Below are 23,263 nucleotides of genomic sequence, written 5' to 3' on the forward strand. Positions count from 1 at the left end.
TCGCCTCGGCATCCACAAAGTCGTTCTTATTGCTCTTGACGAAGGGCTTCACGAACTGCGGCGAGATCAGTCTAACCTGATGACCGATATGAGCCAACTTGCGAGCAAGGTGGTGCGCACCGGAACACGATTCCATGACCACTATGCACGCATGAAACGTCGCGAAGGATTCGTGGGTCAGGTTTCAGTCGGCGTTGACAGCTCCGTACTCACCGGCTTTGCACCGGCTCCACCCAGCTTGTTTTCCTGCTCAGCCTTGACCCAATTGGATATCGACTGCGTTGGCACGTCCAGCGTCGCAGCCGCCGCCGCAACGCTCTGGCCGGCCCTGAATAGCCGAACCGCTTTCAGTTTGAATTCGAGCGTGTAGCGCGCCCGCTTCGTCTTGCTCATCTTCTTGACTTTCCTTGCTTGCGGTTAAACGCTCAGCAAGGGATTCGTTTTTTGGCCGCAGCTCATGTTCGCGTGGATGCCATTCTCAGAGATAGCCTTGGGAGCGGGAGGCTTTGCCAGCCGGTCCCGAAGCTCCCGTGCGTAGTTCGGACGGTTCGCTCGACTAAAAATGAGACGTGTGCGACACTTGCCGAATAATAGAATGGCCTCGAATCGGGGCGTGTATGTAGACTACGCACGGCTCTAGCCGACGCGCAAATATCACTGAGGTCCGTCACAAGTATATTGCGGCTTCGCCCTCGGGAAATTGAAGGGCACCAGCTCGGGACGTTGACGAGCGGCCATCCACCGAGATCTGAAGTCACATGAGTCCGGTGGTCATTTCGACTGACGCCGAGTTACATCTTGCTGCGTGTTTCTGATAGGGGAGTGAGTTAGACATGATCGTAATTCTCAGCGGGTCTTCTAAGCGACGACGCACTCTCGGTGTCGCTATGCTGACAGTCGGTCTGAGCTTGACGCTCGGGGCATGTCTGCCCCCCCCACTTGCAGTTCAAGGGCAGGTGAGAGCGTCGATAGCGAGCATGGCTGCAAACCGATTTGGAAACGACCGGCTTATTTCTGGCGAAATTGAAAATGGGACATCGAGCGAAGTACACACTGTCGTCGTACAACTGGGCGCCTATGACAACGAAAACGTGCGGATTCGTAGTCTCTACGCGACAGTCGGCCCACTGCCAGCTGGTACGCGGACGCGCTTCACCGTTTCGTGCCAAGTTCCTTGCGCCGAGGTAAGGGTGGAAACCATTGACGCACTGTAGTCTACTTTTTCGCGTGGGGTAAGCAGCGATACAGGCATCACCTTTCAGTCGTTTGGAATTCTATGCGGGACGCTACCGTCGCCTCGAGGAGGAAGGTGGGAAAATGTGGTGCCGCATCAACGACCCCGAACAAATCAAGCTGTTGTGTGAGAGCATTGCCTTCAAGAACGGCGAATCGGTGCAAGCCATTCAAGCCGGTCAGCGGCGGCTTGCTGCCTGAGGTTGCCGGCCATCAACCGCTCATACACCAGGCAGGGGTGTTCCCGGCTTGCCAAGGTCTCGTTTGTGATGGAGGGAAGGCGGCAGCGCAGCCACGCATCCGGACTTCGATGTCCAGCGTGAAGGTAATGTCGCATTCTTTCACGTGTTTGGGTTCGGTCCATTGGTTTGGTGGGCACCAGGGTAGCCAAACTCAACGACGAAATCTACACGGTGCTCAGGACTCGCTTATGGAGCGCCTGATCATTGCAAGCCTGAATTTGCAGGGCTCGAGTATCGCGGCCGTGGCCCGAATAAGTGCGCAGGGTTACGCCAAGTTCTCTCAAAGCTGGACATCAAACCCGTCAGATACCTTAGGTTGAACACGCGCAGCGCGGATATGATTAATGAATGTTTTCGGCGCCGCTGAACGAAAAATTTGAATTTGCGCTTCGAGTGCGTCTAGCGCGCGCTCTCTATCGGTCACATGGAGGTGCTTAATGGCCGCGAGAATTTGATCGAACGATCCGCGCCGAACCTCTAGGGGCAAGCAAACACTGTTCACAGCGAGCCGGAGGAGTGGTCTGCCTCGATCGACAACGTCGAGCTGCGTAACGGCCGCGAGCACGAGTTCGAAGGCTCTCTGCATCCGTTCGTGCGGTAGCCAAATTGTGTGTTCTGCGAGCATGACCAGCGGTAGGACTCGCGCGGACACGCTAAGTTGCTCGGCAGCCCTCAAGACTTGCTCGAATGGCTCGTGGCGCTGACTTATGGGCAGCCCGGAAATCTTGTCAACGAGCACAATTAGCGCTCTGCTCCGGTCGGTCACGCTGAGTTGCATAGCACCCGCCAACATCCGAAGATAGGCCGCGAGCCGGAAATCACGGGGCAGCTGTCCGATGCTGCGTACGAGCGCGATGGACGGTGTGCCCCGGTCGGCGACGTTGAGTTGTTCAACAGCCTCCAGCGTTCGTTCGAACACTACGAGTCGCGTCTTTATTGGTAAGCGTGAGATTAGGCCGGCAAGCTCGGCCAGGGGCCGATGCCGATATCCGGGCGGTAGATTCCGGATGTCTCCGAGGAGTATCTCAAAATCGTTGAGAGTGGCCATGCTCGCCGCCCGCTCCGTCGACCCTTGAGCCTTAGTTACTTCAGGCGCATCGAGGGTTGAAAGAGCCTTAGTGACGCAGCGTATCGCTCCCAAGTCTCTGTGAGCCAGATGGTTACGAACCACCCACCATGCTTCGGGCTGTAGATTGGTCTGCATCAAAATCTCCCGCGAACTCAGATGCTCCGATCGCACATTTGTTGAATCTTGTGAGTTCAATCTTGTTGCCGCAGCTTGAATCTCCGGATCAAGCCCTTCTGGATCAATAATGTGCGCTTCACGAAGCGCGGTCGCAACCAGTGATGAAGCGAGCTGGTCGCCCTCAAGGGGCAGTCCTTTGAGATCATCGCTGCGCTCCGATTTGGGGAAACTCAGTCTCATCAGGATGTCGATCGACTCACGACCGGATTCAAAACGAAACTCCAGCCGTTCGTAATTACAGTCATGGTTATACTCTCCGGAGACGAAGGCATTGACTCCCATCGGCGAAAGGAGCGATACCAGTATGACTTGTGCCATTCGGAGATGCTGCGACGTCAGTCCCTGGACTTCGCCGTAGCCCCGACGATGCGCCTCGCTGGACAGCGCGAGCGTCGCGATTTGCTGGAAGGCGCGTCGCGTGGCATCGTGCTCAAACAGGCGATCGCACAAAGCGACCGTCAACGCACAGCAGATGCTGTCGCGGGCTCGCTGAATCGAGTCTGAATCAGAAAAATCAACCGACTGGAGCGCTTCTGCAATGTCCTCCTGAGATGAAGGCCGCTCAATGCGGAGGCTGCGCGGATGAGAGGCCAATCCTATAGCATCTGACACGTTCGGATATCCTTTCTCTTTCTTACACACCAACCGGATTCCTGGGGCGGATATAAGTCCTCCCAAGGTGAATGATTTGAGTTGCACTAGCGTATGCGGGCCCCGAAGAGCTTCGATGTAACCTCGGCGGGAACGTAGAGAACGCTCGACCCGGGGCAAATGTACGCGTCAAACCATAAAGTCATTTTGGTAAAGTGGCTCCACCGTTTGTAGATCGCCACGGGCACACCCCGACCAACTCGAGTTTCAACGCTACTAGATTCGGGAAGGGCGGAGCTACAGGCAAATGCATTGCCGCAGGAACAGCAAACGCTTGCAGACGCTGTCGAAATTGTGCGTTAGTGCGGTATTTCGTCGCTGTGCGTGTTGAGGCTTTCTGGCTTTTATCGAAAGTAGATTCAAATTTGGCAAAGCAGTTGCGGAAGCGCTTGTTATAATGAAGTAACGCATTTAATTAACTGGCTTGGCGCGACCTGTCAGTTAACTGAATAGGGCGCGCTGGTGAGCGTACTGGTTGTTGGCTCGTGCTGTACGGATGGGGCGTGATTGGGCGTTTGGCATGTGCCACTTTTGGTAGGGGCAAGGCTAAGGATGTTGTGCCTAGTCCGGGGGTAGTATCTGCGGGAAGGGCGCTCGGCATCGCAAATGTAAATTCTGGCTTGGTGATTGCTTTGGTTCGAATGTGGGGCATGCAAGTGCGGTGCGGGAGGTAATGGCTATTGCTTTGATTATCTATGTGGCGAAAGTCTCGGCGCACGGTTGGTGGGTGGTGACTACTGAATCGGGTTCGTCATGTATTTTTGGAGGCTTTGTGGCTCTGGAGGGGGCTTCAGGACGTCTGGGTGTGTTTGAATAAAAGAGGAATTCTCTGTATCGGTGCGGTGTATTTCGTGCGTTGGATGAGTCACCCGGCAAACCTATTCAGCGGCGGCAGGGGTTAATACGCATGCGATGCTGCGCCGAGTCGCACTAAGGCATCTAAGGAGGGATGTTCATCAAGGTGGAAGGGGGTGTTTGGAAGCTCACTTCGAGGAGCGCCTGTCGCCGGCTTGATGTTCAAATGGGTTTCGGGTCTTTAGATGTTTTAAGAATTCCGACGATTAAAGCTTGTGTAGCGATCTTTGGGAAGTGTATGTGAATTTCGGGGTGTCTGTGAAGACTGGGCCACAAAACGCGTGTGATATTCGAGCAAATTCGGCGCTGACTACCAGTGCTGTCTCGCTTGATCGGATTGCAGTTCCGCGCTGAAGTGCGTGAGTTGCAGTGCGCGAAGCGGCGAAGTCGAACTCTCCGCAACGTCGTGGGCCAGCTTAAGATGGTGTGGGTGAGGGCGCCTTTTTGGTGTGGCGTGGTATGGCCCCTCCCCTTGATTGCAGTTGATGTTGGGCGCGAATCACGAAAGTCCAACGAGCCGGCGCACGTGGCTTTTCATGTCGTCGCGGTTGATAGCTGTGGCATCGTCGACTGTGCCCACGTCGCGATTACTTCATGCGTTCTCGCTCGTTTAATAGGGGTGTTGGCCGCGCGACAGGTTCTTGATGGAATGCAGTACTAAATGAAAAACGTGCCGGACGGCTTTTTCAGGCTGTTGAGGTGTATAAGTGTCCTTCGTAGATCAGAGCTCGCTCATTCGAGAGTGCTAGCGCGACGAAGAACTCCGAGTGGTCTAACGCTGGACTTCGTTGACTCAAGCGCTGCAAATGTCGCGTTTTCTTCCATTTTCGCTTTCATGCCGCTTGAATGGCACGGGTGCGGGTCAGGTCGTAGGCTACGTGGGTCAGCAGGAGGAGTTGGTCGGCGCGCTTCAGACTTCTATACATCGACTGTTGATTATGGGCGAATGTTTTGGTCCAACCAAGCACTTGTTCATTGCATTCGCATTTGTGCCGGTTGGTACCGTAGCCGAGCCGTCATGTCGTTTGAGCATCGATGGCGGATCAGCCTCCCCAGTGGTCATTTTTCGCCATGTACAGCGTCGCATTGTTTGCGCTGCACGCTGCGACGACGTTAGCTGTGTCTTAGTTTTTATCGGCACCCACGGTAATAGGCCTACTAGCGGATCGCGCGGTGTCGGCGAACATCCATGCGGCGGCGTCCAGCGCGGCAAAGCCGTCACCCTTCGTGACCTGTGCGTTCGTCAACGGGCCATACCGATTGTCGCTCAGCACCAGCCTCATGTAGCAAAGCATCGCTTCCATGCCATGAATTTCGCGGAACCGTCTGGATTGATCGCCTGTGCCGCAATCATGTGTGTCGTTGCTACGCCTCTCGCCATGCAATTTCTCTTGAGAGCCAACACCACCGTTAGGCGGCATGTCGTCATCAGGCTTCGGCCGTGGCACGAAGCTCTCGTGTTCAGCTCAATACTGAGTGAGCACGCCGTCCACATCGACATGTGCTCCCGATGGATGATCGCGCACGCGTATAGGCTCCATCGCCTCGGAAAACAGGCTCACAATGACATCATGAACTATCAGTCAGTCTCGGTCGTCGGCGAAAGCGGAATGGCTCCGAGTCTCATAGCCTGTCGCCAGTTCGACGAACAAGCGAAGGAGGATGTTGGGGGAGATTTGCTCCATCAACACGCGTTCGCTTCGAATCGAGTACAGCACCTGAAACAGCAAGGCATGAATCGGCATCCCCGGCGCGAAGCTAGAGCGACTACATCTCGCGTCGCTCTCGTTTATCTGCGAAAAGACTGCGTCCATGCGGGAGCGCGCTTCGTTGAACTAAGGCCGCTTCGGTCGCAGCAGGTGATTGACCGGAACGAAGTCATCTCGCAGGGACATTGTGAAAATCGACGGGGTATAGCCGTCTGCTCAGCGCATCCTTTCGGTCTCTGTAACAGTCGATTTTTTTTGTCGATGTTCGCCCTTCGTGCTCGATTGACCCGCGGGGAAGGCATTCAACAGCCTGTGAAAGCTTCCCTTTGACTGATGAGGAAGCGAGGAAGTTAACTATGAAACGGTTGCCCTTGAGGAAGTCCTTATCTTTCCGTCTTAGTTTAACCCTGGGTGCTGTCGCGGCGATATTTTGGTTCGCGAGTGCAAGTGTTGCATTGTCCTTTGAGTTTCAAGGGAGTCGAAAAATATTTCTCCAACACCTAGAGGCAGAAATCAGCAGTCATGTAGCGCGACAACATGTGGAACTACAGAATATACAGCACGATATCCGCATACTGTTGAGAGGCTGGGAGACGCTCCCAAGCAGCGACAATGCTAGTCGGCAGTATCCGGTGGCTCGATACGTAGAAGAGGCAAGCATTAGAGGCAGCGACGATCTTATCGATCGCGCAAAGTTATTCGTCGAGACCTACGGGAACGCGGGGATCGGAAAGTTCGTCGACACTTTCGTGTTGCTCAATGATGGCTTCGCAATAGCTGGAGCCGATAGCGCGTCCGAGTGCTGTACAGCGACTGGCAGTCGAGATCTTCGCAACATCGCAAAGCTGCGCGAGACGAAGGCCAGGGACGATCTGATCTGGGGCGATCCATATCGGACAGAGAGCGGTGAATGGCATGTTCCGGTTGGAAGTCGAGATCCTAAAAGCGGTGCGATTGTGGGCGTTACGGTGCGACTTTCTCCGAGTTTTCCTCAACAGCACCTAGATGTCGTGAGCGAGGTCGCTTTTATCTGGCTAGACGAACACGGCGAGCCATTGACGCCGGTGCCTGAAATGACGCGTCTCGATTTGGCGACTGCTTTGCTAAACTGCGACGACGTTCATCCGCGGCAAGCGGGAGGCATGCAAATAAGTTGCACGACGTTGACTCCGACTGGCTGGCGGATGATCTACATCTATCCGTCCGCCCTGTTAAACGAAATGGCGTTGAAGAATGTGCCGGTACGCATTCTCGTGGCCGCTACGATGTTGGTTTTGCTGATTGTGTTGCTCTATTTGATCCTTTGGCATCGTCTCGGGCGTCCGCTTACTAGCTTCATTGAGTCAATTCGAGCACAGGACGTTGTCGATCAACAACAACGCTTGCCTCAGGAAAGGGACGACGAACTGGGTCAGTTTGCCCAAGCCTATAACTGCTTGCTCGACGCTGTGCAATCTCAATACGCCCTGCTTGAGGCGAGAGTGGCGGAGCGCACGCTTGAGTTGGACGATGCCAAGTGTCGGGCGGAACGGGCCAGTATCAACAAGAGCGAACAGATAAGTAGTATTAGTCACGAAATTCGGACGCCACTTAATGGCCTCGTCGGTGCGCTGACGCTACTGAATAGGATGATCTTCAACAGGCATCAACGTGACCTGATAGACACTGCTCATAAATGTGCAGATCACTTGTTGGAGATAATAAATAATCTTCTGGATTTTTCTCGTATCGACTCAGGGCACATGGTTCTCTCGCAGAACGAGCTGGACCCCTATATCCTAATTGACCAAGCGATGCTTAATGTCCAGTTGCCCGCATTGAAAAAATCGTTGAATCTTCGGGTCGAGACCGATTCTAGCTTTCCATCAATAATCGTAACCGATGGCCTGAGGCTCCGCCAGATTTTGATAAATATGCTTGGGAATGCTGTTAAGTTCACGGCCGAAGGTGATGTCATACTGCGGGCGTGGGGTGCGAATGGAAAGATCTACTTTAGCGTCCGCGATACCGGGCCCGGAGTTCCTCGGGAGTGGTGGGATGAGGTTTTCGTTGCCTTCAAGCAATTGGACAACCATATTATCGGAAGTGGACTCGGCCTGCCTATCGCACGCAGCTTAGCGCAGTTGTTGGGTGGAGACCTCTACTTAGTTCCAGTTGATCGCGGAGCCTGCTTTGAGCTCGAGCTGCCCTGCGAAGGAGGGAGGCGGCAGTCGGTGTTCGATCGCGGAGTCATTTCTGCGCCGCTTTCCTTGCATCCACAGTTACGTGCTTGGGGCTTTCGGCCTACTGTCGGCGACAACGAAGCACTCAGTTCACCGGAACTGCTTTATCTTCCGGCGAAACTACGGCAGCGTCTTCTGCTAGACGGGACTTCTGACGACGGGCCAGTCGAAGGGCAAGTTCCAATTTCGGCATGGTCGTTGAAGGTGCTAATGGTCGACGACGTTGAGACAAATCGAGAAATCGTCGGACAAATGATACGGCTTCAAGGGCATCAGGTGTGGGAGGCCGCTAGTGGCGAGGAGGCGTTGGTGTTGGGGCGTTCCCATGTTTTTGATCTGGTATTGATGGATGTACGCATGCCGAGTCTTTCGGGTTTTGATACGATATTGTTGTGGCGAGACGAGGCTAGCGGCATGCTGGACGCTGACTGCCCCATCATCGCGGTTACTGCAAATGCTCAACCGGGTGAGCGTGAACGACTTCTTCGCGTAGGGTTCAATGAGTATCTGACGAAGCCCGTTACGTTGCTGATGTTGGCGCGGGCGCTGGATCTCGCGGCCGATCTACAATTAGTGCGCGGGATGGAATTAGCAGCTAACGTTCAATGCGGAAAGCCCGTGCTAGGTTTTGATAGAGGCCGTCCATTGTGTTTAAGCCGCGAATTGGAACGCTATTGTGAAGACTTAAGAGAGGCGTTTGTGGCGCAAGACGAGAAAAAATACCTTTCCCTATTGCACACACTTAAAGGCCTGACGGGCCAAGCAGGACTTCGATCGCTCTGCGAGTCAATCGAACATTTAGAAGCGTATCTCAATGGGACTGGACTCCAGCAGCCGAATATCCAGGAGGCTGTATTCCGATTGATTGAAGACGAGATCGAGTTGTTGGATCGCTCAGAGCGTTCCGAGGAACTCATGTCGTGAGCGGCTCGCAGTTGTCGATGTGCTAAAAGGCCGTCTCCGTCAATGCGTTAGATGATGGGCATAGTTCGTAATACGCTGTACGCTCGGCGCAAGTGTTGCTCGCGGACGACGCGGGCTTGCTATTTTGACGTCGATGGTTTCGATTTATCGAGTGAGGACACTAATGAAGGTCGGTGAAGAACAGGGACGATCGAAGAAGTGGTTAAAGACTTTAGAGCTCTGCGCACGCGTACTACGAGGTGCCGGCTTGTTCGGACCGGCGACTATCGCGACTGGCGGAAAGTGCTCCCTATTCAGGCCGAGGAGGTTCCTTTCTCATGCGCCACATTGAACCAAAAACGCGGATTTTGTGACCTTGCCCCTTTTTGACGAATCCCATAGCCGAATCTATCAGGCTGCCTGTCCTCGCTGAGCGGCGACCCAATTCTTCTCGAACGTCATGGGGCTGACGTAGTTCAATGTCGAATGCAGTCGGCGGGCATTGCAGAAACCAAGCCAGTCGACGATTTCATCCATCGCAGCGCGCCGCGTCGCGAAGTGCCGACCGTGCAGTCGAGCGACCTTCAGCGAACCCCCACAGGCTTTCGGTCGGCGCATATCCCAAGAATCGGCACGCCGGCTCATCAACGGACGCACGCCATACGCGCGTGTCCGGGAACAGTCCGCTGCAATACCGGCGGACACGGGCGCTATGCACAATCACGCCGGCTTCGGGGAGGCGCCGGAACCATGCCATGCGCAGCGCGTCCGTCACCAGCCCCGGCCTTCATATGTGGTTGCATCGACAAGCCCACCACCTGACGGCTGAACGGGTCGATTATGTCGGCCAGATACAGGCAACCTCCGGCCGTCGCGACATAGGTGATGTCGCTCGTCCAGACCTGATTTGGCGCTGCCGCCGTGAAGTTGGGCTCCAACAGGTCCGGCGCGATCGGCAAGTTGTGATTCGAGTTCGTCGTCGCGATGTCTTTCCACATGCGCGGCCAACCGTATTCGCCCTTGACATGCGCATGAATCGCCTTGATGTGCAGCAGCAGTGCGTCGTTGCTCACTTCGAGTACTTCGCATAACACCGAAATCGGCCAGTGACGGCGATTTCGTTCGATGAAGGCGTATTTCACGTCGAGTCCTTTGTGAAGTACGCATAGGCCTTTTTTAGAATGTCGCGCTCCATCTTTAGCCGCGCCACTTAGGCGCGAAGTCTCGACAACTCCATCTGCTCCGCGCTCACCGGCTTCCTGCCCGCTCCGCCAAGCCTGCCTTCATGCTAGCCTTGACCCAGTTGGAAATCGACTGCCCTGGCACGTCCGGCGTGCCGGCCACCGCCGAAACGCTCCGACCGGTTTTGACCAGCCGAACCGCTTCCAGCTTGAATTCGAGCGTGTAGCGCGCCCGCGTCGTCTTGCTCATCTTCTTGATTCTCCTTGCTTGAGTTTAAACGCTCAGCAAGGGATTCGTTTTTCGGGGGCAAGCTCAGCGTAAAGGCAATTGCGATCCTAAACCGCAGGTATCGGGAGCGTCCCGGGCGCTACCTGGCGGAAGCGTACCACAGGAACATTTCGTCATCGACTCGTTTGGTAGGCTTATAGTAGACAATGTCACCCGCTTACCTCGTTGAGTTTGCTTTTACCGCTGTTCAAAAAAATACGATATTTCAGCAGTCGACCTAGTCGATGCATTGCAAAAACAATCCGAGACTCGATGTAACGCGCTGAACGCATCCCCATTCGGTACCAAAGCTTTTATGGTTTCGCTAGACAATCTTGTGGGTGTAGAACGGGAGTAGCAACGCACCGGCGAAAGGCACGAAGCTTGAGCACAGCTCCCGTCCACCGATAATCTAAGCCAGGTTCCGGTCTGCAGGATAGTAACGTGTGGCCGGAACACGGAATGTGAGCACCGTAATCGCGCATTTGAAGCAAAGCATCGGTCTTGGCAGGATCGGAAATCTTTGCGCCGCAAAACTACCGAATTTTGCGCCGAGGCGTAACTCTCAATAAGCCTGCGGGTCTTGAAGATGGATTCAGGCGCATTTATCGTTCCTGCCGCCCCTACTCTTCATCTTCTGATTGTAGAAGATCACACACTTATTATAAACGACATTCGAAACCTGCTGTCTAATCAACCATGTTATGAAATAGTTGGCGTTGTCTCCGATGGTCTGGTAGTTCGCGAGTCATGGCAACGATTGAGTCCGAGCTTGGTTTTCTTGGATCTGGGCTTGCCAGGCATGGACGGTAGCGACATCATTCATCAATTTATACGCCGCTGGAAGACGCTGCGCATTGTTGTCGTCACATCCTCCACGGACGAACGATGGGTCCGTGCCGCAATTACCGCGGGGGCTCTCGCCTTCGTCCTCAAATCAAGCTCGCGGCAAGTGTCACTTTCCGCGATTCAACACGCCGCCATAGGCAGGAATTATATTGATCCGGCGCTCAAACTGGCGACAGCTGGCGTTCGGGAGCGCGTGGTGTCGGAGTTAGCACTCATGTAACGGGAACGTCAGGTGTCGAGGCTGGTGGCGGAGGGTTGGCGCAACCGTGCCGCTGCCGTGTAAGCGGCTAGGCGACTCAGCTTGATTCCATTGGAGAGCTTGGGAGTATCGTGTCCACGTAACGAAATTGAACCGAACCCCAAAGGTTGGACATCAACCGTGAGGGGTTTATGGGAAAATATAATGAGCGGACCAAGCTCGCCGCAGCGAAGGATTATTGTGAAGGCCATTTAAGCCTGAGGGCAGTCGCGAAGCGTCACGCCGTTGACTTTTCGTCCCTCAGGCAATGGGTGGCTGCTTACAAGGCGCATGGCGCCCGTGGGCTGCAAGCGAAGCGAAGACAATGCTACTCAGCGTCTTTCAAGCTTTCTGTGTTAGCGCGCGTCCAAGAGGACGGTCTGTCATATCGTCAAGCAGCCGCGCTGTTCGACATACGTAGATCCGATGTCATCGGTAATTGGGAGCGTCAATACAAGGAGGGGGGCGTTAAGGCGCTGTCCTTTGGCTCCAGCGGTTGTCACAGTAAGAAGATGAAGAAACCCAAGCCCAATGCCCAACCAGCGGAGCCCGGCGACGCGGTACGTAGCCGGGAAGAGCTTCTTGACGAGCTGAACTATCTTCGTCTGGAGAACGCGTACCTAAAAAAACTCGACGCCTCGGTTCGAGCGAGCAAACGGCAAGCGCAAGAGAACGAGCGCAAATCGTGCTTGAGCTGAGGCAGTTGTACCCGCTCGCGGGCCTGTTGAGAGCTTCCGGCCTGCCTCGAAGCACCTTTTACTACCAGCAGAAGGCGCTGCAGATGAGCGACAAGTATGCTGCCGTCAAGGCTAGCATTCAGAAGATCTTCGAGCAACACAAGGGCAGATATGGGTATCGACGAATCACGATGGTTCTCCGCAAGAGCGGCATGCTAATCAACCACAAGACGGTGCGGCGGCTGATGGGGCAGATGCAGATAAAGTCATGTCTTCGGGGCAGGAAGTTCCGCCTATTTCGGGGAGAGGTCGGTCGTGCGGCGCCCAATCTACTCCAGCGCAAATTTGCAGCAAAGAGGCCTAACGAGAAATGGGCGACCGACGTGACCGAATTCAACATCTCCGGCCGAAAACTGTATCTGTCGCCCGTACTGGACCTCTACAACGGTGAGATCATCTCTTACGAGATGGCAAGACGTCCCCTATTCGATATGGTTGGGACAATGCTTCGAAAAGCCTTCACCAGGCTGAAGCCCAAAGATCGACCGGTGCTTCATTCCGATCAAGGCTGGCAATATCGTCTCTCCACCTACCGTCACTTGCTGAAGCAGAACACGGTTACGCCGAGCATGTCCCGGCGCGGAAACTGCCTCGACAATGCCGCAATGGAGAGTTTCTTCGGTACCCTGAAGACGGAGTTCTACTACGCCAGCGAGTTTCGCGATCTCGACGACCTTGAAGAAGGCCTGAAGGAATACATTCACTACTACAACCACGAGCGTATCAAGCTGAAGCTTAAGGGGCTGAGTCCCGTCGAATATCGCGTTCGTTTCGCTCCAGCATAGCCATCAGTCGTCCAACTTTGTGGGTTCGGTTCAAATAAGCGGACACGTGAACACTATCGAGGAACAAGCGCTGTCAGCAAGTCGGCGTCGTCGGCGCTTTAGCTGCCGCTTGCCAGGTCTGTGGCGTGTCAGTTGCTGCGGTCGCGCTGGAACATCGGCTTAACGCGAATCTATTGCGCCGCTGGCTTTGATCAGGATGAAGGCAGGCTTCCAAGGCGGTTGCCGGGGCGTCCGGCAGAAGCTGAATCAGCACCGCTGCCAGCGCTCGTCCCGATGTTATCGAGGCAAAGGATGCCCATTTGACCGCGATTCGCGTCGAAGTGCGGCGGGAGATCAGTCGATATCGGCGAGCTGGCCTGTCTCCGAAACCGCGCAGTGCGCGCTGTGGCTGCGCGAGTGGGCTGCGGTGATCCACGTCGATGAGATCTGGCTGGCCGTCGGTCCGCTGGGCATGCGAGCCGGTTTCGACACGGCGCTGGCGCGCGTCGTGAAGATGTTCGGCGCCGCGCATCCGCACCACGCCTATATTTTTGCCAACCACCGCGCCGACTGCCTGAAGGTTCTCGTCCACGACGGCATCGGCATCTGGCTGGCAGCGCTACGGCTGAATGAGTGGCAATTCGTCTGGCCGCGCTCTGGCCCTGAATCAAAGCACCACGCATTCTCGCACGAACAGCTAGCAGGTCTGGTATTGGGAGGACCGTGGCAACGCATCGGTCAGAACGGCGTCATACGAGTAATTTGACGCATCGAGGGGGCGTAATTGACTCGTCGGGTTCATGCCGTGGGGCGCGAACAACGCATAGACACCTCCGCGAAGGCGGCGTGCAGGCACGCTTGCGTCGCACGCATTGCTATGTGAAGTGCGACCAGGCACCGCGATTATCGGGAACTGGACTGCTCAGGCATTCTCCGTGGCGTTTCAGAACCGACGTTGGGCGGCTGCTGTCAGGCATAAGGGACGCAGCCTGCAACAGCATAAATCTTACGACAAAATGACGACAATTCAGTTGCGGTGGCGAATAATCTGAGCAAAAGCAACCTTCCGAAAGAGAAAAAGCTCCGTCATTTTTCCAAGGATGATCTCAGCTCCGCAAATTAAGATGCATTCACTCGCTAGGGAAATAAGCGACCGCTCCGGAAGCTCCCGGAAGTAGTGCTCCGGCGGAAGTAAGGTAGGTTACTGCGGCCCAATGCGAGTTTTAGGATCTTGCGGCTTAATGGCTCTGTAAGGTGGGCGCATGTGAACTTGCCAACGGGCCGAAGAAGTAACTGTCTGAAGCAGTTTCCGATGCTTACTCTGTTTCACTATCGACATAAGGAGTTGTCATGGCAGTCCAGATTAACGAAGTTAATGCGGCCAATTTGGTTGGTGGCGCCGCTCAGCCGACGTATGGCGGTGGATCGATCACGTCCGATGGCATAGCCGTCTTATACAAGTTTATGAATCTATACACTGACCAAGCTCAACAGAAATACGAGCAAATGAGCTACAAGGCAGACCGCTCGCGTAACTCGCAGCAGGTGGCTAATCAGGTGGATGCGATTATTGCTCAACTGAGTAAGCCAGATGAAAAAGGTAATATTCCGATGTCGGTGCTGGAGTATCTGAAGCAAAATAAAATTATGATAACTGCTAATGAGGATATTGAGAGTTATATTAAAAGCCATGGAGATTGGACGGGCCTAAAATTATCGAAGGGTGATTTGGAGGTGGTGAAAGGTGCGCTGGAATCAGACTCTGGTCGATGTTCTGATTTTGTTAGTCAGGCTCAGTTGCAGATTCAAAAATACTTACAGTCGTACAACGTCTGCGTTTCGATGATCAATTCTATGCAAAGCATGGTTGCAGAGGCGAGCAAGAGAGTTGCGGAAAGCATTCGGTAAAGCTGAACCGGGTTTGTGGCGGTGCATTCGGATCCTTGTTCACAGGTCGAGGGGGCACGTCTCAATGTTTGTTAAAACGCTAAACATAACTAAGTCTACGATCTACGAGATCCGCTCGCCGAGAGAAGCGCGGCCGGGTCGACTGGATAAATGGCTCGCCGGCCAACCGATCTATTGGTAACGATCGACTGGGAGCTGGTGTAGAAGTTACAGGTAAGACTGGCACGGGTCTCGCGCATCGTGCGTTTTAACGTTTTGCGCAGGAGCCTTTTGTCTAAGAGATCGCTAATATGAATGCTCCCATCATTCGAACCAATTCGAGCAGTACCGTCGGTGTATCAACATCGCACGCCGTCGATACCATGAGCCTCGCTTCTCCTGTCGGTGCCGGTGCTTTAGCACGAGGCGCCTGGCAGCGGCTCGATGGCCTCGACGACCAAACAGATAGCGGTCGCCCAAATTTAATGCCTCAGGTTCCGGCGCGGTCTAGCGAACTGGTTACGGTTCGCGTAGCTGAGGCTGCGCTAAATCGTATTCTTTCGTCGTTCGGGAGCAGTGAGCTCTCTAAATCGGTCACTGTTGCTCAATTAGAGCATACTCCGATGGAGGCAATGAATTTGGCCGCCTCGCTCTTGGGCGTAAAAGCGCTGGGTGATATGGCAGGGCTGAAGGCGCTGGCACTTGAGATTCGTACTAAAGGCGTGGAGAGTATTCGTCAGCTCCAGAATGAAGAACTTCGCAAGCAGGTCGACAAGTCGATTCTGGATGCTCAGAAGGCAAAAGAGGCGGCAATCTTCAACGTAGTTGTGGATTGGATCATATCCGTAGCCGAAGTGGCTACCGGAGCGGCCAAGCTCATTTGCGGAGACTTCGCTGGCGGGACCATGGACATCGCTGCGGGTTGCGCTGGACTAGTTAAAGCGATCGTTGAGACAATTGCCCTAGGGGCCGACGAGAAGTCGGCGAAAGAGCTCCACGAGATTGCGGATGTCGCGGGCAAGATACAGTTGGCATTCGAAATTGCAGGCGTCTGTGTAGACATAGTAAGCGTCGGTCGTGGTGTCATGGCCACCAAATCGATCGCCAACACGACTGAGACGGTGTTGAAAGATGGAGCTGGCGAGATGCTTTGTAACGCACTCAACTCTGGTCGTAGTGCGATTATGGGTGCAGTTGGCAAAGAGGGGATATCCCTTGCGAAGACGACGGCAAAGGAGCTAATAAAAGACGTTTCAGAACAAATCGCCACGGTCGTTGCGCAGCGCGTTACAGACGAGGTGAAGAAGACGCTCGCTGAATCAAGTTTGCGTTTCATGGGCCAAAATCATCTGATCGCGGCTTTCAGCGAACAGGCGATCAAGAAAATCGTGAGCGCGGCAACTGAGAACGTCGCGAAACGCGCACTTAAGGATGTGACAGTTGTCGCCGCGGATGAGTTAATAAAGCGAGTTGTAGAGCAAGTTACGTTGGACCTGATGCGCCAGGTATTTCTAGCGGCGATGATGAACGCTCGGAATAGCATCAAGGCGGGTGTTCGGGGGGGGCTCCAGGGCGCGAATTCGGTTGGGCAGGGCGAGATTGGGAGACAGCGTGCCGAGGTGCAGCGAATGATTCAACAATTAACAGTTGATAGCAGCTTCGTGCAGTTCTTCATCGAGGAGTTCGAGAAGCGCAAAGAGCAGATACGAAAAGACATTAGCCACTTCCTAGAAGATTCTGGCATGGTATTGGCGAATGCGTCAGAAAGCCAGAACAAGGTAGGCGCGATGCTTAGCAACATAGCTCACAACATTGCTTAACCTTTAGAGAAAAGATCATGAGTAATACAATCAAATTTGTTGAGACCCGAGGTTCTGCAGTTAGCAGTTTAGAACTCCAGAATGTATCCGACTCGCGTAGTACGGAAGCCATTGCGCTGATCAATGAGCTCATGGTCAGTCTAGGGCAGCTGTTTGGAAAGCTACGCGACGCTCTTCGGGAGTATAACAAAACCCAGCAGCTGAATACATTCAAAATGGAACTTACGTCAATCAAGACACAAATGAGTGCCATCGAAAAGGAGTTCAATGGCAAGAATGCTCAAGCATGGGCACAGATTGCGAGCGGTGTGGTACAAATCGGAGGCGGCGCCGTTGGCTGTAAACTACCCCCGGTAGCCGATATCGGCCGGGGCGCGGGTTCTGCAATAGAGGGGGCGGTGAGCGTTGGAACTGCCAATCAGTGGTCTCGCGAAAGTCAGGAAGAGCAGGCGATCGGGGGCTATCAGCACAGCACCGCGGAGCAGCTAAGGAAGGTCGCAGACTCAACTCTTGGTGATGTGCTCAAAGCATCGTCCGATTTGCGTCAGATGCTGGACTCTCTTGTCCATGCTCACGATCGCATTACAAGTGTTCGTCAGTAGTGTGGATCTTTGAATGTTTGGCGTTTCCAGGACAAGTGCCGCGCGTATCTGAGTCAAGCTGATTGGCCGGCGCCGCCCTGCGGAGATTCAATGAAAGCGATGCAGCACATCGCCGCGTATTGCTGTCCACGACCGCACCTAGGTTAGTTCGTGACAACGGGGCAGCAATGCCCAGACGCTCGGATAGCCGTCGGTCTGAAAACGAGCCATGGAGTGGCGGGTCGCGAAGCCTCTTGGTGTGGTCACCTACGAGCACTCTCATTACTTCGCTCGTATCGCCAGCGAAGACATTCGTCAGCAGCGCTCTGAAAAAGGGAGAATTGCTGAACGCAAAGCGACGATCGAACGGAGCGAGGAATTGTCGGTTTCGCACCAAGTTCTGCTTGTCGGGATCGCGGGATCGAGCGCGTTTTGCCGACGACAGTCGTTCAGCGAAACCAACAAAGTGTTGATGCGGCAGATCGAGGAATTTCATCCGGAGGATCTGCTTTCGGGAGCCGTGATGCAAGTGCGCCAACTCCGCCACGAGGTTGGCCCGTGTCGTGTGCGCGCGCTTTTGGAGCCTGTGGGCAGGAACGGCCAGCTCGGCATGGTGAGTCCACCGATCAATGCAGTAAGCTCACAGCGAGCGCGTTCGCCGAGACGGTCTTAGAGGTGTTAACAGAATGACTTTTGCAGGTGTCGCCAGCATATGATGCAGCAGGCGATTCTGAGGAAAGCTTCGTGGATGAAAGCGAGCTGTTCGAAGCGGATGCGCAGTCGGCGGAAGTTGTGAAGCCACGAGATGGTCCGCTCCAAAACCCAGCGTGTTTTGCCGAGCCCACTACCATGAGGCTGACCACGTCGAGCGATTTCGGTTGCAATGCCGGCGGCATGCAGTGGACGTCGGTATTTATCGTGGTCGTAGCCTCTGTCGCCCTGAACGACCCGAGGCTTCGATAGTGGTCTGCCACGCTTGCCGCCGATTGGCGGAATTGCCTCGACCAGCGCTTGCAGTTGAGTGACGTCGTTGCGGTTTGCGCCGGTCAGAATCACCGCGAGCGGGATGCCCTGCGCTTCGGTGATGAGATGGTGCTTTGAACCGGGTCGCGCGCGGTCTGTGGGATTCGGTCCTGTTTTTGACCTGAGCCCACAGCGCGGATTGAAGAGGAATCGACGATGACGCGAGACCAGTCGATTTGGTCGGCTGCGCGCAATCGCGCAAGCAGCACCTCGTGCAACTGCTCCCAGACGCCTGCGGCTTGCCAGTCACGTAGGCGACGCCAGCAACTCATGCCGCTGCCGCAACCCATCTCGCGAGGCAATAGGTCCCAACGCAGGCCTGTTTGTAGGACGAAGAGAATGCCGGTGAGCACCGCACGATTTTCGAGCGGCTTGCGCCCCGGATAACGGGTTCGCCGTAGTTTGGGAGGGGGCGGCAACGGTTCGATGAGTGCCCACAGTTCGTCGTCGAGTAGCGGCTTGGTCATGTCCTTTTCACCGTCGAAACAATGAAAAGGTTAACAGCATTCATCGAGAGTTAACAGCCCCTTCGTTCATTTTGTTAAGGGTTCTTAGGCCAGGCCCCCGTCTGCCGATGGACGGCAAGGGAGGTTGGCGCGACAACGTGTTCGTCGAGCGGGGGCGCAAAATCAAGCAGGCTGTTGAGATACCCTCTCCGGGCTGGAGGGGCGAACGTTAATTCAGGGAATCGAGCGAGACCAAGACGACGCGCGGAGCGGATGGCTACACCGAGTCGATGGTCACGATGTCCAAGCTGGATGAGTTCGTTCCGGCCAATCACCGGACCGCTCCACTCAAAAATCACAGAAGGCCGTCCGAACGAGCGAGACCGCTTCCCTGCACCATATGCTGACGATCACTGCGAACCTCATTGTGTTAGCGTCTGTTAATGCTCCCCTTTAGTCGCTCAGTCTTGTCGTATATCGCATCGAGGCGGTCGTAAGGGTTCAGTTTGACGAACACGCCGCCGCACAGATGCCAGTCGAGGAGCGCACCCTATCGGGCCGATGATCGAAGCGACCAAGTTGAGCCACGGCGCGGGCGGCAAATTGGGCGGTACATGGTGGCACTACGCCGGGCGACAAAGTCTATAGCGAGTAGTCGAAAGGGCTGACGGCGGGAGATGCAATCAAGCCTGGGTTTATCGGGTGCTCGCGCTCATCTACGCGTGGTTTGCACACAATTGTTGGCTCGACCTAACGATTCTCCAAAAAACCTTATTTAAAGAAAGTATCACTGTTTTCAAAAGTAAGTCGCGGCCGAATTTTGTAAAGTAACGACTATTTAGTTGTAGTCGGTATGGCGTCTGCGGTGGTTGCCCTTTAATTGCGACGGAACTTGAGGATAAGCGTATGACGAACCCGGTAAGTGCAAGTACGTTTTCAAGAGCTTTCGATTCTCAGCGATTGCGAGCGGATATAACAGATGGCAACCCGAAGATCGTGCACCGCGCGAAGAGCTTTGGCAATCCAGGTGGCATCAAGGATCTTGTTTTGTCGATACTGACCTTTGGCGTCTACGCTCTCGCCAAATTATCTATCATGGAAGAAAAAGAGAGGGTTGCGGAAAAAGCGGTCAAGGAGCTTTGCGAAGCAGTGAAGTCTCGGTGTGAGGCTCGTGGCCCTGGTACGGGCCCTGTCGGCGTTTCTTGCGAGCGTGACGAATTGTCTGTCGAGCAGGTCCTTAGCGGCACCAATTTTTGTGGGTCGTTTGGACCCGACTGCAAGCTAGACGTAAGAGTATTGTTTTGCGGAGATGAGTGTGCCAGGATTGACGATATGACTCTTGAACAATTCCGTGACGCATTGGAGGCGGAGGTCGCATATCTCGAGAGGAAGAATGGAGCCGAAAGTGCCGACATAATGGGCAGGTAACAATCGCTTGCAGTGTAGGGGTCGCCGCGCCATCGACTCGCGAGGCGGGCCCGCCTCCTCCAACTCGGTCGGCGGTATGATGTTGTTAGACCGCGTGATCTGCAAGACTCCTTTCCCGTGCTTTTGTCGGTCGATCCTGAATATTGTCATCGGGCCGACCGACAGCTAGCCGATGCGAAGTTTAAGCGGAATCAGCAATATAACTGGGGATCTAGTTTCGTCATGGTTGCAAGCCGCGGTGGCCGCATGAGTCTTCCGCTAACTTGCTGTTGAACAGGTTAGGCCTTGTAAGATACTCTATCGTTTTTATACCGGTTAGGTGGCGACGCAATGCGTTTCGCCTGTAAGGACCAGCGGCGTCGAGAATTTTGGTCAAAGTATCGTGCCTTTCAAGATTTTGACAAGTACCGCTCCAGCACGAATGACCCAGATTGGTTGAGGCACTGGTTGCGGTGCGGTCGGTCAGCCTGTCTTCGAATGTGTAACAGTAAAATCGAGTTCGAGTAAGACATCTTAACCATCGCCATTTTTAAAAAGAGGAATCAACGTGCGCATCTTCAAGAGTGCTACGCAGCCAGTTAGCACCAAACCACAACATTGCGAGTTGGGACGAGATGTAGCACTAGTTTCAGGATACGCCGGATGGTGTGAAGTCACCAGCGCCGATGCGATAGTTGGCGTGACGAGTCTCGTGAATCCTGATGGCGGGTTGGCGAGCTCCGATTTGATGGGAACGGGATTCGGTTCGGGGTGCGCGGCATTCGGAGCCACGGAAGTGGGACTTGTAGCGGTAGACTTCGTCGCTTTGGAGATGAAGGGGAGGAAAATTGCCGCGGAAGTAAAAAGGTTGCGCAGTGACGAAGCGCTCCATGAGGAAGACGTTACGTCTGTTGAACTTCTGAGAGCCGAGCAAGAATGGAGGGATTTCAGAGTTAAAAATGGTTCGGCCATTATTATATTTCTTCGAGATGGCGTGATTCAACTCCTCGAGGTTACTAATAATGTAATTGCTCTTGGCAAAAAGTGTTGCCTTTTGTTTGGTTACGAGGTCCTAAAGGGTGTTGCTGACGCTACCTTAAAGACCATAGCAAGCGTATTGTCTTGCGTGATGGGGGCCTTCGATGTCATTGCCGGTGCCGTCGAATTAATCCGACACCGGAATGAGACGAGGATATCTAGCTCGGTTGCGGCGAGACTTGTTAGCTTTATTAGTTCGGAAGATCAGAAAGTCGACCTGAATCAAATCGCGAGCATGGCAGATGAAAATGACGTGACTAGACAAGATCGATACATCGACGTCGTTAGCGGGATTGGGTCCGAAAAAGACACGAGCGATTTGAAATCTGAGTTGGAGAATGTTCGATCAATATACACCGATATGGTTCGTATTGCGAGTTCGTCTCGAGCCGACATTGTCGGAGATAAAAAAAAGATGAATTTTTTTTCGTATGCACGCATCGTATATGGTGTTGCGACGATGACTATTGGCATACTCATTGTCTGCGGCGTGGCAACCGGCGTTTTGCCGGTTGTTGCGGCGATTCTGGGAGCAGTGGGACTGGGCTGTGCCGTCTATAGGTTAATCGAAACTATTGCAGAGAAACGAAGATCGGTCAAAGTTGAAAATGCGGAGATGAGTACTTTAGATTCTCTTAATAAAGATTCTCTGTATGAGGTTGAACACCAATTCTGTAATGATCCTAAGTTTCGAAATTCGAGCAAAGTCGCGGCTGCAATATTGTTGGAACATCTTTCGGGAGGAAAGCGAGAGGAAAAGGTATCGGGAGTAGGGAAAGGCAAGTTGGCTTTGGAGAGAATTGGGCAGTATTGTAGTGGGGCGACCGCGCGTATATCCTCTTCGGCCGACGGCCTTCACATGCGACGGCGCACGGCAGTTCGCTTTCTACTGAACTTAGGGTTGAATCGTTCACAGATAAGAGGTATAAAGGACGCTATTGCAAAGGAGCAAACGGGTCACGCATTCGTCCAATTGGATGGTTTTATAAAAGGAAGATTTTCGGTCGGCTGATGGAGCTCGACCGTCTACCCAAGTGATGATTGCCTTGATTGGCGATCACAGGTCGACGTATTAGTATTAGCTGGGACACGGTCTGACCGGCAGTCGGGGCCGATTGAGTTGGGCTCAGTTAAATGCTTGCAAATCCAATACCAGCAAGGCGCTTCTAATAGTTACAGAACGTTTCTAATAGCAAGTCTGATGAAAACCAAATCAACAGATGAATTAGCGAAGTGAGGGTGACCCGCTTCCGTGGATGGTTGTCAACGTCGACTAACCTTGCCGCTGTCTGGCGAATCCCATAGCTGAATCTATCAGGCTGCCTGTCCTCGCTGAGCGGCGACCCAATTCTTCTCGAACGTCATGGGGCTGACGTAGTTCAATGTCGAATACAGTCGGCGGGCATTGCAGAAACCAAGCCAGTCGACGAGCTCATCCATCGCAGCGCGCCGCGTCGCGAAGTGCCGACCGTGCAGTCGAGCGACCTTCAGTGAACCCCACAGGCTTTCGGTCGGCGCATATCCCAACAATCGGCACACCGGCTCATCGACGGACGCACGCCATACTCGCGTGTCCGGGAACAGTCCGCTGCAATACTGGCTGCCACGGTCGCGATGCACAATCACGCCGGCTTCGGGGGAGGCGCCGGAACCATGCCATGCGCGTAAGCGTCGCGGCGCGGCCGTCTTGATCTGTGCAATCTGAGACGCCAAAGTGGTTCCCACCATTTTGAGTCTCGTCTTTACCCACAAATAAGGTCATTCGTTCTGCCTGAAGATGCGGTACATCTCCGTAATCTCGTGCAGAGCGAGAAAGCCGCGCCACATAACGGTTGGCCCGGGTGGACGATCATGCTTGCGCGCGAGGTAACCGCCGAGTTTTGCGATCCATAGCACGACCTGCGTCAGCGTTGGAAGCCGAGCAGGCAACGTCGTCGTGTTGTGTACGCGGCAATACAATGCG

Annotated in this window: 17 protein-coding genes and 4 pseudogenes; 11 read left to right on the forward strand and 10 right to left on the reverse strand. The window is 54.2% G+C overall.

Going from position 1 to position 23,263, the window contains the following annotated elements:
* Both IAG25_RS39765 and IAG25_RS39770 read right to left on the reverse strand, forming a co-directional pair.
* A pseudogene (locus IAG25_RS39765) lies at positions 1-166 on the reverse strand (IS110 family transposase); the annotation flags it as partial.
* A 35-nt stretch (positions 167-201) separates the two neighbouring features.
* Positions 202-393 (reverse strand): annotated as a pseudogene (locus IAG25_RS39770) (transposase); the annotation flags it as partial.
* Between the two features lie 584 nt (positions 394-977).
* On the opposite strand from IAG25_RS39770, the gene IAG25_RS42425 reads away from it, so the two are divergent.
* Positions 978-1,214, forward strand: a complete 237-nt coding sequence (locus tag IAG25_RS42425) for an FxLYD domain-containing protein (protein WP_222946865.1) — start codon at positions 978-980, stop codon at positions 1,212-1,214.
* A 541-nt stretch (positions 1,215-1,755) separates the two neighbouring features.
* Here the strand turns inward: IAG25_RS42425 and IAG25_RS39775 are convergent.
* The gene (locus IAG25_RS39775; protein WP_187609735.1) at positions 1,756-3,363 is read right to left on the reverse strand and encodes a hypothetical protein; all 1,608 of its coding nucleotides are present in this window, start codon (positions 3,361-3,363) and stop codon (positions 1,756-1,758) included.
* A gap of 1,697 nt (positions 3,364-5,060) precedes the next feature.
* Positions 5,061-6,122, reverse strand: a pseudogene (locus tag IAG25_RS39780) (transposase).
* Between the two features lie 170 nt (positions 6,123-6,292).
* Here IAG25_RS39780 and IAG25_RS39785 point away from each other — a divergent pair.
* On the forward strand, positions 6,293-9,082 hold the full coding sequence (locus IAG25_RS39785; protein ID WP_187609736.1) for a two component system sensor kinase: 2,790 nt from the start codon (positions 6,293-6,295) through the stop codon (positions 9,080-9,082).
* A gap of 390 nt (positions 9,083-9,472) precedes the next feature.
* Here IAG25_RS39785 and IAG25_RS41895 read toward each other — a convergent pair whose 3' ends face one another.
* The 3 genes from IAG25_RS41895 to IAG25_RS41905 form a co-directional block, all read right to left on the reverse strand.
* Positions 9,473-9,706 (reverse strand): IS3 family transposase, encoded by a 234-nt coding sequence (locus tag IAG25_RS41895; protein ID WP_309244025.1) that lies wholly within the window; start codon positions 9,704-9,706, stop codon positions 9,473-9,475.
* Between the two features lie 65 nt (positions 9,707-9,771).
* Entirely contained in the window at positions 9,772-10,203 is a 432-nt protein-coding gene (locus tag IAG25_RS41900) for a DDE-type integrase/transposase/recombinase (protein WP_255504332.1), read from the reverse strand.
* A 106-nt stretch (positions 10,204-10,309) separates the two neighbouring features.
* On the reverse strand, positions 10,310-10,492 hold the full coding sequence (locus tag IAG25_RS41905; RefSeq protein ID WP_255504333.1) for a transposase: 183 nt from the start codon (positions 10,490-10,492) through the stop codon (positions 10,310-10,312).
* A gap of 607 nt (positions 10,493-11,099) precedes the next feature.
* On the opposite strand from IAG25_RS41905, the gene IAG25_RS39795 reads away from it, so the two are divergent.
* The 7 genes from IAG25_RS39795 (at position 11,100) to IAG25_RS39825 (ending at position 18,059) form a co-directional block, all read left to right on the forward strand.
* Positions 11,100-11,579 (forward strand): response regulator, encoded by a 480-nt coding sequence (locus IAG25_RS39795; RefSeq protein ID WP_222946866.1) that lies wholly within the window; start codon positions 11,100-11,102, stop codon positions 11,577-11,579.
* A gap of 170 nt (positions 11,580-11,749) precedes the next feature.
* Positions 11,750-13,119, forward strand: a protein-coding gene (locus IAG25_RS39800) for an IS3 family transposase (RefSeq protein ID WP_255504335.1) whose coding sequence is annotated in 2 segments (ribosomal slippage) — positions 11,750-12,227 and positions 12,227-13,119 — 1,371 coding nt in all. Because the reading frame shifts where the segments join, the coding sequence is not laid out codon by codon here.
* A gap of 196 nt (positions 13,120-13,315) precedes the next feature.
* Positions 13,316-13,864, forward strand: coding sequence for an IS66 family insertion sequence element accessory protein TnpB (gene tnpB / locus IAG25_RS39805; protein ID WP_187609738.1), 549 nt, complete (start codon positions 13,316-13,318; stop codon positions 13,862-13,864).
* 584 nt (positions 13,865-14,448) lie between these two features.
* The gene (locus tag IAG25_RS39810; protein ID WP_187609739.1) at positions 14,449-15,006 is read left to right on the forward strand and encodes a secretion protein EspA; all 558 of its coding nucleotides are present in this window, start codon (positions 14,449-14,451) and stop codon (positions 15,004-15,006) included.
* Positions 15,007-15,296: 290 nt separating this feature from the next.
* Positions 15,297-16,805 (forward strand): type III secretion system translocon subunit SctE, encoded by a 1,509-nt coding sequence (gene sctE / locus IAG25_RS39815; RefSeq protein WP_187609740.1) that lies wholly within the window; start codon positions 15,297-15,299, stop codon positions 16,803-16,805.
* A 17-nt stretch (positions 16,806-16,822) separates the two neighbouring features.
* Positions 16,823-17,407, forward strand: coding sequence for a type III secretion protein (locus IAG25_RS39820; RefSeq protein ID WP_187609741.1), 585 nt, complete (start codon positions 16,823-16,825; stop codon positions 17,405-17,407).
* Positions 17,408-17,615: 208 nt separating this feature from the next.
* On the forward strand, positions 17,616-18,059 hold the full coding sequence (locus IAG25_RS39825; RefSeq protein WP_187609742.1) for a hypothetical protein: 444 nt from the start codon (positions 17,616-17,618) through the stop codon (positions 18,057-18,059).
* Between the two features lie 5 nt (positions 18,060-18,064).
* On the opposite strand, the gene IAG25_RS39830 is transcribed toward IAG25_RS39825, so the two are convergent.
* Positions 18,065-18,876, reverse strand: a protein-coding gene (locus tag IAG25_RS39830; RefSeq protein WP_187609743.1) for an IS5 family transposase whose coding sequence is annotated in 2 segments (ribosomal slippage) — positions 18,065-18,528 and positions 18,528-18,876 — 813 coding nt in all. Because the reading frame shifts where the segments join, the coding sequence is not laid out codon by codon here.
* 885 nt (positions 18,877-19,761) lie between these two features.
* On the opposite strand from IAG25_RS39830, the gene IAG25_RS39835 reads away from it, so the two are divergent.
* Complete coding sequence (locus IAG25_RS39835) at positions 19,762-20,283, forward strand: hypothetical protein (RefSeq protein WP_187609744.1); 522 nt, start codon at positions 19,762-19,764, stop codon at positions 20,281-20,283.
* A gap of 547 nt (positions 20,284-20,830) precedes the next feature.
* Positions 20,831-22,312, forward strand: coding sequence for a hypothetical protein (locus IAG25_RS39840; RefSeq protein WP_187609745.1), 1,482 nt, complete (start codon positions 20,831-20,833; stop codon positions 22,310-22,312).
* A gap of 302 nt (positions 22,313-22,614) precedes the next feature.
* Here IAG25_RS39840 and IAG25_RS39845 read toward each other — a convergent pair.
* Positions 22,615-22,963, reverse strand: a pseudogene (locus IAG25_RS39845) (transposase); the annotation flags it as partial.
* A 95-nt stretch (positions 22,964-23,058) separates the two neighbouring features.
* Positions 23,059-23,263 (reverse strand): IS4 family transposase (locus IAG25_RS39850; RefSeq protein ID WP_304502705.1); only part of this gene is annotated, 205 nt, incomplete at its 5' end.

It is taken from the genome of Caballeronia sp. EK, assembly GCF_014384845.1.
Classification (GTDB): Bacteria; Pseudomonadota; Gammaproteobacteria; order Burkholderiales; family Burkholderiaceae; genus Caballeronia; species Caballeronia jiangsuensis.